The organism is Streptomyces sp. NPDC059866 (assembly GCF_042731325.1).
Taxonomy (GTDB): Bacteria; Actinomycetota; Actinomycetes; order Streptomycetales; family Streptomycetaceae; genus Streptomyces; species Streptomyces flavusporus.
Window position 1 is genome coordinate 1 of sequence record NZ_JBHWJT010000088.1, and the last position, 10,433, is coordinate 10,433.

Annotated in this window: 8 protein-coding genes and 2 pseudogenes; 6 read left to right on the forward strand and 4 right to left on the reverse strand. The window is 67.2% G+C overall.

The genetic code is table 11. The features are described from left to right. Window positions 1-186, forward strand: a pseudogene (locus ACFV7R_RS46040) (IS630 family transposase); the annotation flags it as partial. Here the strand turns inward: ACFV7R_RS46040 and ACFV7R_RS46045 are convergent. Together ACFV7R_RS46045 and ACFV7R_RS46050 are read right to left on the reverse strand one after the other, a co-directional pair. Next, on the reverse strand, window positions 180-1,811 hold the full coding sequence (locus ACFV7R_RS46045; RefSeq protein ID WP_385276503.1) for an IS200/IS605 family accessory protein TnpB-related protein: 1,632 nt from the start codon (window positions 1,809-1,811) through the stop codon (window positions 180-182). The pseudogene ACFV7R_RS46040 and the gene ACFV7R_RS46045 overlap by 7 nt on opposite strands. After that, on the reverse strand, window positions 1,804-2,379 hold the full coding sequence (locus ACFV7R_RS46050; protein WP_385276506.1) for an IS607 family transposase: 576 nt from the start codon (window positions 2,377-2,379) through the stop codon (window positions 1,804-1,806). Before ACFV7R_RS46050 ends, ACFV7R_RS46045 begins: the two co-directional genes overlap by 8 nt. Before the next feature lie 508 nt (window positions 2,380-2,887). Between ACFV7R_RS46050 and ACFV7R_RS46055 the strand changes: the two are divergent. After that, window positions 2,888-3,354 (forward strand): annotated as a pseudogene (locus ACFV7R_RS46055) (transposase). Window positions 3,355-3,446: 92 nt separating this feature from the next. On the opposite strand, the gene ACFV7R_RS46060 reads toward ACFV7R_RS46055, so the two are convergent. Beyond that, on the reverse strand, window positions 3,447-4,913 hold the full coding sequence (locus ACFV7R_RS46060) for a non-reducing end alpha-L-arabinofuranosidase family hydrolase (RefSeq protein ID WP_385276509.1): 1,467 nt from the start codon (window positions 4,911-4,913) through the stop codon (window positions 3,447-3,449). 887 nt (window positions 4,914-5,800) lie between these two features. Here ACFV7R_RS46060 and ACFV7R_RS46065 point away from each other — a divergent pair. The 4 genes from ACFV7R_RS46065 to ACFV7R_RS46080 all read left to right on the forward strand — a co-directional run bounded on the left by ACFV7R_RS46065 (window position 5,801) and on the right by ACFV7R_RS46080 (window position 10,066). Continuing rightward, window positions 5,801-7,231: an endo-1,4-beta-xylanase gene (locus ACFV7R_RS46065; RefSeq protein WP_385276513.1), complete on the forward strand. Its 1,431-nt coding sequence runs from the start codon at window positions 5,801-5,803 to the stop codon at window positions 7,229-7,231. A gap of 100 nt (window positions 7,232-7,331) precedes the next feature. Beyond that, window positions 7,332-8,633 (forward strand): RICIN domain-containing protein, encoded by a 1,302-nt coding sequence (locus ACFV7R_RS46070; RefSeq protein WP_385276525.1) that lies wholly within the window; start codon window positions 7,332-7,334, stop codon window positions 8,631-8,633. A gap of 238 nt (window positions 8,634-8,871) precedes the next feature. Further along, window positions 8,872-9,159: a transposase gene (locus ACFV7R_RS46075; RefSeq protein ID WP_385276516.1), complete on the forward strand. Its 288-nt coding sequence runs from the start codon at window positions 8,872-8,874 to the stop codon at window positions 9,157-9,159. 28 nt (window positions 9,160-9,187) lie between these two features. After that, the gene (locus ACFV7R_RS46080) at window positions 9,188-10,066 is read left to right on the forward strand and encodes an IS3 family transposase (RefSeq protein WP_385276519.1); all 879 of its coding nucleotides are present in this window, start codon (window positions 9,188-9,190) and stop codon (window positions 10,064-10,066) included. A gap of 78 nt (window positions 10,067-10,144) precedes the next feature. On the opposite strand, the gene ACFV7R_RS46085 is transcribed toward ACFV7R_RS46080, so the two are convergent. Further along, window positions 10,145-10,433: ATP-binding protein (locus ACFV7R_RS46085; RefSeq protein ID WP_385276522.1), on the reverse strand; the 289-nt coding region annotated here is incomplete at its 5' end.

Here is a 10,433-nt window from a genome sequence, read left to right on the forward strand (position 1 = left end):
GAAGGCGTCTGGTCGCTGTTACGGCGTGGCCCGCTGGCCAACACCGCCTTCACCGACGACGAGCACCTCGAACGCACCCTCCGCCGGGGCTTGCGTCACATTCAGCTCCGCCCCGACCTCGTCGACGGCTGCCTTGTCGGCACCGGACTGACCCTCCACCCGACAACAACCCGAAGAGCTCAGTAATCAGTGAGCAGGAGTGAGTCTTGGACCCATACCTGGTCACTGCGGACACCCCGAACGGTTGTGGGTGTCCTGGTTGCCCGCGTACTCGCCGTGTCCGGTGGCACGGATCGTGTCCGTGGTCCGAAGACGCGGGGGCGGGGTCCCTCACGCTCAGGAGCACGCCGGTCGGCCTGGACGGTCCGATGCCCGTGCACATCGCTCTGGTGTGCACGGGGCGGTGTCGTCCGTCGCCGGATCGGGTGTCCCTGGGCGCGTCGTCCGATCGCGATGCTCGCCGCATCGTGCCGGGTGGTCTTACGGGTGGGGCCGGACATCGGCTTTTGCCAGTGCTGGGCGCCCCACTTGCTGGTGTAGGCCGGGTCCACGGCGATGATCGCGATACCTGTGGCGTCGGCCATGGAGGTCAGCCGGGCGCGGAGCTTGCCGGTCGGCATGCCGGAGATGAGTTGCCGGAATCGGTGCTTGCGCCCGTGCTTCTCTCTGGTTTTCTCAGCTTGGAAGTCGAGGTCTTCGACCGCGATGGCCTTGACGCCGCAGGCTTTCGCCCAGTTCAGCAGCCGCGTGAGGGCGTGCCGTACCTGGGCGTCGCGGTGCTGGGCGGTGCCGGACAGGTCGTAGAAGAACCGGCGCGGCCGGCCGATCGGGTTGCCGTGCGTGTCGAGGTGCCATGCGGCGAGGTGGTCGGTGTTGGTGTCCACGCCGATCACGCCATCGGCGAGGGCGGCTTCGAGTGGGATGGTCTGGGTGGGCGGGATCTGCCAGGAGGCGTCCACGTACCAGTGTCCGCGCCCTGTGTCGTAGTGGATGCGGTAGGCCACGGCCCGGTTGGCCTCTACACGGTCGGCCCACTCCTGTCCCCGGTGAGGGAACTGTACCTTCGCAGCAAGTACGTACCGGCCGTGCCTGGCGTTCGCCAGGTCGGCGAGCGGGGCCGGGAGTTTGACCGATACTTCGCCCTGGGGTGTGATGCGGATCGTCTCGTTGCCGAACCTTTTTCCCGACTCGCCGTCGGCCTGGAGGAACCAGCGTGAGGCTTCCCAACGTTCGTGCCACTCGGCCTCGGTGAGCTGCGCTCGCCCAAGGTTGTGGCGGGTGCCCAGCAGACGTTTACCGCCACGCGTGACATGCACCCGGCCCGCTTCCCGGTCGGCCTGAACCTGGTCGAGCCGGTCCTCCAGCACATGCAGCCGTCGCGTCTTGTTAAACCACTCGTGCGCGGAGCGGTAGCCGCCCGGCGCCCGCTTGGTGCCCTTCTCTCCGGCCGGCAGCGACAGCCGGTGCCGGATCGTCGTGATACCGGCTTCGAGGGACTTCACCTGTGCGGCTTGGCCGCGCCGGGCGAGCGCCCACTGGTCATGCGTGGCCTTCGTGATCGACCCGGCCCACCTGGACGACGACTCGGCCGTCAGGTCCCGCTTACGGGCCGCCCATGACTCGGTGGAGTGCTCCAGGCCGTCCATGCAACGCGCTTTGAGGTCCTTCGAGGCGAGCGAGCCCAGGTGCGCACCCATCAAGCGCAGAACCTTCTCATCCTCGGGCGTGAGGTCCTTCAGCCGGGTACGTACCGCCACGCCGGACGGGCCGAGAGCGACGAACGGCGCGGCGATCGGGCGGAGGTCAGCCATGTTCGGCGGCTTCCAGTGCCTTGCGGGCGCGGTTCTTCGCCGACCTGCGCCCGTACAAGCGGGCACAGAACGACGTCAGTACCTCCACCATGTCCCGCGCCAGGTCGTCTTCGACCTCGCCGTCGTCCAGCACCACCAGGCGACGGCCCGTCGCGGACAAGGCGGCCTCGACAAGCTCGACGTTCATCCGGCCCAGTCGGTCCGTGTGCTCCACCACCACGCAGGTCACGTTCGGGTCGGCCAGCAGACGCCGGGCCTTGCAACGACAGCCGTTCATCCCGGAAGCGATCTCCGCCTCAACACGAACGACTCGGTGACCGGCCTTTGCTGCCCACGCCGACAGCCGAGCGACCTGGCGTTCCAGATCGGTCTTCTGATCGTGCGAGGACACGCGGGCATACAGGCCCAGACCTCCGATGGCCTCGGGCGTGGTGTTCGCGTCGATGTTCACCAGGATCGTGCGTGGCCCGACCCGCTGAGCCGGTACCGGCAACGTCCCCTCACGGAACCAGCGATACGCGGTCTGCGGATGCACGCCCTGCGTCTTCGCCCATTCCGTCAGATTCACGCTCTGACAACGACACTCACTCATACATGGTTACGCTCACTGACCCGACTTCGAAGACCAGCAGGTGGAGACCCCCGAAGGACTTACGGAGCCGACCACTTGGTACTCCAGTCTCACTTCGCGATCTTGTGGTGGGCCGACTGAGAACGGGTATGGCCACCGCATGATCATCGGGGGTTGTGTGGACTCCTGAAGATCGTGCGGTGGCCGCAGGCCATAGCACTGGACCTCATGGCACCGGCACATCACCCTCGCCATGCTCGCCCTGGCCTTCCTGACTGCCGCCGGCGCGGCCCCCGACCGGCCCACCGATCCGCGCTACTCGACCACAGCAGCGACCCGGTCCCCTTGACCGTCCCGGAGACCCGCCACCTGCTCACCGCCGTGTTCAACCCACCGGCCGTGACCGCAGCCAGACTGCTGCAGTAGCGGATGGGCAGCGCGCGCAGGCCGGCCCGGTCGGCGTCGACCCCCAGGCCGATCCCGCCGCAGGACCTCGGTCGCCGCCCTGTGCTGCTACAAACCGGGCGTGGAAAGCCGTCTCATCCACCGGCCCCGCAACCACCTCCTCCTCAAAGGCGCACGCAAGAGCTTCTCCTGGCAGGACTACCGTGATCTGCTGGTCCGCGCACACATCCAGCTCGGCGGCCCGATCGTGGTGGTCCGGGACAATCTCAACACCCATCTGGCGGCCGGGCTGAAACGGTACGAGGCCGAGCCGAGCACGACTGGCTCACCACCGTCCGCCTCCCGCCCTATGCGCCCGACCTGAACCCCGTCGAGGCCCTCTGGTCACTGGTACGCAGAGCTATGGCCAACACCGCCTTCGGCACACCCGACCACCTCGACCGTGTGCTCCGCCGGGAGTTACGCAGGATCCAGCTCCTGCCACACCTGATCGACGGTTGCACCGCGTTACGGGATGGCCCTCGGGCTGGTGAGCGTTGCCCGGCCCCGCGCTCCGTCGCCGTATGAGCGCTGACGTTGTCGCGTGAACCGTGCGGGCTCGGCTTTCCGCCGAGCCCGCCACGCCGGCTCCATACCGGAGCCGGACTCGTGTCACGCCGTCAGCGCTGCAGTGTCAGCAGACCCGGACGGTAGGGCAGGAGGCCGTAGTCGCCGCCGGAGTTGGGGCTGCGCCCCTGGTAGAGCAACTGCAGATTGCAGGGGTCGACGGTCATGGTCTGATCGGGGCTGGTGCGGATCAGTTCGCCGTGGCTGATGTCGTTGGTCCAGGTGGCGCCACTGTTGGCCTTGCCGGCGAAGGGGTTGCTCTCGGTCGCGGCCTGGGGTGTCCATGAGCCGTTCAGACTGGTGGCCGTGAACGAGCGGAAGTAGCGGCCCTGCGAGCCGATCGCCTCGACGATCATGAGGTAGCGGTTCTGGCCCTGGAGCTTGTAGACCTGCGGGGCTTCGAACAGGTTGTTCGTCGTATCGCTCATGATCACTGTCGAGGTCGTGCCGAAACTGCCCGGGAAGTTCCCGATCGGCATGCTGGCCCGGTAGATCTTGCCGTTGTCACCGGCGAAGAACAGGTACATGTTCGTCCCGTCAGCGATGAGCGTCTGGTCGATGGGTCCTGTTCCGGAGCCGGTGATGCTTCCGGAGAAGAGCTCCTTCGGTGATGACCAGCCATTCGGGTTGGTGGGGTCGCTCGACGTCCGGTAGGAGAAGGCGGTCCCACCCCACTGGTAGGCGAGCACCCAGATGTTCTTCGGCGCGAAGTAGAAGAGCGTGGGCGCGACGGTGGAAGCTGACATCGTGTTCTGGCTGGCCGAGGCCATCTCCGACCAGTTGGTGAACAGGCCGAAGTTCATCGAACCCCAACTCGTCCCCGTGTCGTGCGTCGTCGCGTAGACGAGCTGCTTGCCGTTGTAGGGGACGACAGTGAAGTCCTTGAGCGAGACCCACCCCGGCTTGGGCTGCGCCAGCGCGCCCGTCGACGTCCAGCGGTAGGTCGACGGAAGATTGCACGTGCCGGGGTTGCCGGCGCCGACCTGGACGAGCTGCCACTGCTGGTTGGTGCCACCCCAGTCGTCGTACTGGACGATGTTCGCGTTGTCGGCGGTGGAGCCGCCCTGCACTTCGAGGGCCTTGTTGCTGTGGCGGGCGATCAGCCTCACGTAGCCACCCGAGCTGTCGGCCAGCCGCCACTGCTGGTTGGTGGCGTTCAGGTCGGTCCACTGGACGATCGGGCCGCCGTTGGCGGTGGACGCGTTCTGGACGTCCAGCACCTTGCCGGAGTGGCGGGACTTGATGCGGTAGTAGCCGCCACCGGCGTCGACGAACTGCCACTGCTGCTGGTTCTGATCGTTCCTGGTCCACTGGGTGATGCGCGCGCCGTCGTTGGTCGCCAGGTTGTAGACGTCCAGGGCCTTGCCGCTGTTGCGGTTGACCAGCACATACGAGGCGTTGGGGTCTACGGTCGCCGCGTCGGCGGGCTGGGCGCCGAGGAAGGTGGCCACGAGCAGCAAGGGCGCAAGGACGGCGAGTAAGCGTCTTGGACGGACCGGGGACGGGTGGCGAAACCACATCAGAGGGCCTCCTTTGGGGGCGGGGGGTGAGGTGACCCCGATGAACCGGCGAGCGGACGTGCCGGGGGACAGGGACAATCTCGAAAGTTTCGAAGAATTCCCGGATGCTTCGACGGCACAAGCTAGGAATGTGGGGCCCTCTGGTCAAGGCCTGTCGCCGATCTGTCCACAAACGGTGCCTCCCCTTTGGGCTTGACAAACTGTCGCGCCGACCGGAACCACTCCGGAGTTTGCGGATACAGCTCGCCAGTCCAAGGCGTCCGTGCGGAGGTGAGAAGCCGAGCAAGCGGCGTCCGTACACTCGTCCCGACCCCGGCCCGACGGTGGCGCCGGGGTTCGCCTTCCGGCTCGCCGGGATTCCGGAAAATTCCGGGAGAGGGATCGAAACTTCTTCTGCGGGGAGTATTGACGATGCATCGTCAATACCTCAATCATCCCTGTCTGGGGAACCGGCCATGGTTCGAGGTATCGGACCATGTCGGTCCTGAGCAATCTGTGCTGCACGGCAGATCACGCACAGCTGCACGACGGATCCGCGCACCAAAGCACCTGCGCCACCCCGTTTCGTTCCGGTGAGGTTCGCACCAGCGCATCCTGGCTCTTCGCGCAGTTGGAGAGGTACGCGACGCTGCCTGGCGGTCCCCCGGCTGAGCCGCGATGGAGTATCCCCATGCCTGTGTCGAAACACCGCCGCTCGCGTACGTCACCCGACGGCCGACCGGATGCCGTCCGTGCCGGTTGAGATCGTCCCGGTCCCATGACCGCGGTGTCCGGTGATTCCGTGCTGCCCGGGTTCCGGCCCGACCCGTCCGTCTGCCGAGTGGGAGCGGACGACGCGTTCCCCTGCGCTTCAGTCCTTCCGTGATTTCTACCTTGGAGGCACAGTCATGGGCTCGTATGCCCTTCCCAGATCCGTTGTCCGCCGGAAGATCCGCGGCCTGCTGTTGGCGCTGGTCGTCGGCGTCCTGGGTACGGTCGCCGCACTGGTCGCGCCGCCGACCGCACACGCCGCCGAGAACACGCTCGGCGCCGCGGCAGCGCAGAGCGGCCGCTACTTCGGCACCGCCATCGCCTCGGGCAGGCTGGGCGACTCGGCGTACACGTCGATCGCGAACCGCGAGTTCAACTCGGTGACGGCCGAGAACGAGATGAAGATCGACGCCACCGAACCGCAGCGGGGCCAGTTCAACTTCACCGCCGGTGACCGCGTCTACAACTGGGCGGTGCAGAACGGCAAGCAGGTGCGCGGCCACACCCTGGCCTGGCACTCCCAGCAACCCGGCTGGATGCAGAGCCTCAGCGGCAGCACGCTGCGCCAGGCGATGATCGACCACATCAAGGGCGTGATGGCCCACTACAAGGGCAAGATCGCCCAGTGGGACGTCGTGAACGAGGCCTTCGCCGACGGCACTTCGGGGGCCCGGCGCGACTCCAACCTGCAACGCACCGGCAACGACTGGATCGAGGTCGCCTTCCGCACCGCGCGCGCCGCCGACCCGGCCGCCAAGCTCTGCTACAACGACTACAACGTCGAGAACTGGACCTCGGCCAAAACCCAGGCCATGTACGCCATGGTCCGGGACTTCAAGCAGCGCGGCGTGCCGATCGACTGCGTCGGCTTCCAGTCGCACTTCAACAGCGGCAACCCCTACAACAGCAACTTCCGCACCACCCTGCAGAACTTCGCCGCCCTCGGCGTCGACGTGGCCATCACCGAACTCGACATCCAGGGTGCCCCGGCCTCGACCTACGCCGCCGTGACCAACGACTGCCTGGCCGTCCCGCGCTGCCTCGGCATCACCGTCTGGGGTGTGCGTGACTCCGACTCCTGGCGACCGGAGCACACGCCGCTGCTGTTCAACGGCGACGGCAGCAAGAAGCCCGCCTACACCGCCGTCCTCAACGCACTCAACGGCGGCTCCTCCACGCCCCCTTCGGGTTCCGGACAGATCAAGGGCGTCGGTTCGGGCCGCTGCCTGGACGTGCCCGGCGCCAGCACCACCGACGGCACCCAGCTCCACCTGTGGGACTGCCACAACGGCACCAACCAACAGTGGACGTACACCGCCGCCGGTGAGCTCAGGGTCTACGGCAACAAGTGCCTGGACGCCGCCGGCACCGGCAACGGCGCCAAAGTCCAGATCTACAGCTGCTGGGGCGGCGACAACCAGAAATGGCGCCTCAACTCCGACGGAACCATCGTCGGCGTCCAGTCCGGCCTCTGCCTCGACGCCGTCGCGAGCGGCACCGCCAACGGCACCCTGATCCAGCTCTACTCCTGCTCGAACGGCAGCAACCAGCGCTGGACCCGCACCTGATGGGACCTGCCTCCAACGAGAGGGTGAATCGATGAAGACCTACGGTGCGGCTTCCCCCGCCCCTCCAGCAAGACATCGCTGGTGGTCCCGGGTCGCCGCGGTGGTGGCGGCGACCCTCGCGCTCGGCATGCTCGCCGTGGTGAAGCCGGTGCCCGCCGAGGCGGCGACGGTGGACACCAATGCCTGGTACGTCCTGGTCAATCGCAACAGCGGCAAGGCGCTGGACGTCTCTGGCGCGTCCACTGCCGACGGCACGCGGGTCAGCCAGTGGACGCGCAACGACGGAGCCAACCAGCAGTGGCAGTTCGTGGACTCCGGCGGCGGCTTCTACCGCCTCAAGGCCCGGCATTCGGGCAAGGTTCTCGACGTGGCCGGCGCCTCGACCGCAGACGGTGCCGCGATCCAGCAGTGGGCCGACCACAACGGGGCCAACCAGCAGTTCCGCCTGGCCGACTCCGACGCGGGCCACGTCCGGCTGATCAACCGCACCAGCAGCAAGGCCGTGGAGGTGCAGGGCGCCTCCACCGCCGACGGCGGCAACGTCGTCCAGTACACCGACTGGGGCGGCGCCAACCAGCAATGGCAGATGGTCAAGCTGTCGTCCGGTGGCGGCGGCGGATGCGGCAGCGCCCCGACTCTGACGAGCGGTACGCACACGATTCAGAGCGGCGGTAAGAGCCGCAGCTTCATCCTCAGGGTTCCCGCCAACTACGACAACAGCCACCCCTACCGGCTGATCTTCGCGTTCCACTGGCGTGGCGGCACCGCCGGCGACGTCGCCTCGGGCGGAACGAGCGGGAACGCCTGGTCCTACTACGGCCAACAGGAACAGTCGAACAACGGCGCGATCCTCGTCGCCCCCCAGGGCCTCGGCAACGGCTGGGCCAATTCGGGCGGTGAGGACATCACCTTTGTCGACGACATGATCCGGCGAATCGAGGGCGGCCTCTGTGTCAACCCGGCACAGCGTTTCGCCACGGGATTCAGCTGGGGCGGCGGTATGAGCCACGCACTCGCATGCAGCCGGGCGAACGTCTTCAGGGCGGTCGCGGTCATCTCCGGCGCCCAGATCAGCGGGTGCAGTGGCGGCACCCAGCCCATCGCCTACTTCGGAATCCACGGCATCAGCGACTCCGTCCTCAACATCGCGCAAGGACGGTCCCTGCGCGACAGATTCGTCAGCAACAACGGCTGCACCCCCCAGAGCCCGCGCGAGCCCGCGCCGGGCAGCCGAACGCACATCACCACCACCTACTCGGGCTGCCGTGCCGGATACCCGGTCCAATGGGCCGCGTTCGACGGAGGCCACATACCCGGTCCGGTCGACGGCTCCTCCGGCGAAAGCGGCGTCGCCACCTGGACCAAAGCAGAGATCTGGAGGTTCTTCGCACAGTTCCAGTGACACGCCCGCACCACGGAGTGGAGCCAGGATAATCCTGGCTCCACTCCGCCGACGTCTATCCCAGATTGAAGGACGGAGAGGCCTTTTCAGGAGAGCTCCCACGCCTTCGGACTGGTCACGGCCGGCGAACAGGCCGTGGGAGAAGTGGCGTTCGAAGAACACGCCCTCGCGGAGGGAGGTCTCGCCTGTCCCTCCCCTCGTAGCGTGAAGACCGTGACTGCAGGGGAAGTTGGGAGTCATGGCGGAGAAGCGACGGAAGTTCGATCCGGAGTTCCGCGAAGGGGCGGTACGGATCGTGACGGAGACCGGGAAGCCGATCGCCGAGGTCGCCAAGGACCTGGGCATCAACGAGACCACGCTGGCCAGCTGGGTTTCGCGTGCTCGCCGGGCCGGGACCGCGTCGGACGGTGAAAGTGACGAGCTGGAGCGGCTGCGGCGGGAGAACGCCCAGTTCAAGCGGGACAACAAGGAACTCGTCATGGAGCGTGATGTGCTCAAACGCTGCATGGTCCTGTGGGTGAAGTAGCCGTGGCGGACCCGGCACAAGTGGCCGGGTGATCAGCGACTTCAGGACCGCGCACCGTATCCCGCACCGCGTCTCGTGCCGCGCCCTGGGCGTGAGCGAGTCGTGGTTCTACAAGCACCGCACCCGCCGGCCGACCCGGCGGGAAGTGCGCCGCCGGCAGCTGGCTGAGGCGGTGCAGGAGGAGTTCACCGACTCCGGCGGCACCTATGGCTCGCCGAAGATCTGGGTCCGGCTGGTGCGGCAGGGCTGGCGGGTCTCGGTGAACACCGTCGCAAAGCTGATGGCCGAGCTCGGTCTGGTCGCCCGCAAGGTCCGCCGCCAGCGGGGGCTGACCCGGCCGGGGAAGCGGTCGGCCTCCCCGGACTTCGTCAACCGGGACTTCACCGCCGAGGCACCCGACCTGGTGTGGTGCGGGGACATGACGGAGATCGAGACGGGTGAGGGCAAGGTGTATCTGGCCACGGTCATCGACCTCTTCTCTCGTCGTCTGCTCGGCTATGCGATGGGAGAGCGGCACGACGCCGAACTGGTCGTGGCCGCCCTGCAGATGGCCGCGGCCACCCGCGGCGGGGACGTGCGCGGCGTCATTTTCCACACGGACCGCGGCAGCGAGTACGCCTCGCGGAAGTTCCGCCGCGCCTGCCGCAAGCTGGGCGTTTTCCAGTCCATGGGCAGGGTCGGATCTTGTTTCGACAATGCCGTCAGCGAGGCGTTCAACAGCGTCCTGAAGGTCGAGTATGTCCATCGGCACGCCTTCGCCACCCGCGCCGAGGCCCGGATCCGGATCGCTACCTGGATCACCGACTTCTACAACGGCCGACGGCTACACAGCGTGTGTGGCTTCAAGAGCCCGATCGACTACGAACACGATTACTGGGCCCGCCTCAGCGAGGGGCTGGCTGCATAGGAAGGTCTCCACGATTCGAGGGGATTGACAGTCATCGGTGATTCCTTCCAGAGGCCGGCGGTTCACGGACGGGGCAGTTCATGTGGTGGCTGCCGGAAGCTGCGCGCGCACTGTCTTGCCGCCGTCGCCGCGAAGGAACCAGCACAGGGAGGCGAACTGCTGGACGAGGAACAGGCCCCGGCCGCTCTCGACTGCCCGGTCCGGGGCATCGGTCGGCACGGCGGGGAGGGATGCCACCGGGTCGGACACGTCGACCAGCAGCGCGCCGTCCTCTAGTGGCTCGTCACGCAGCCTTGGCCGGGTAATCGACCCGCTGCTCGTCGGCCAGCAGACTGTCTCCAAGACCTGATCTTGGAGGTGGTCGTGG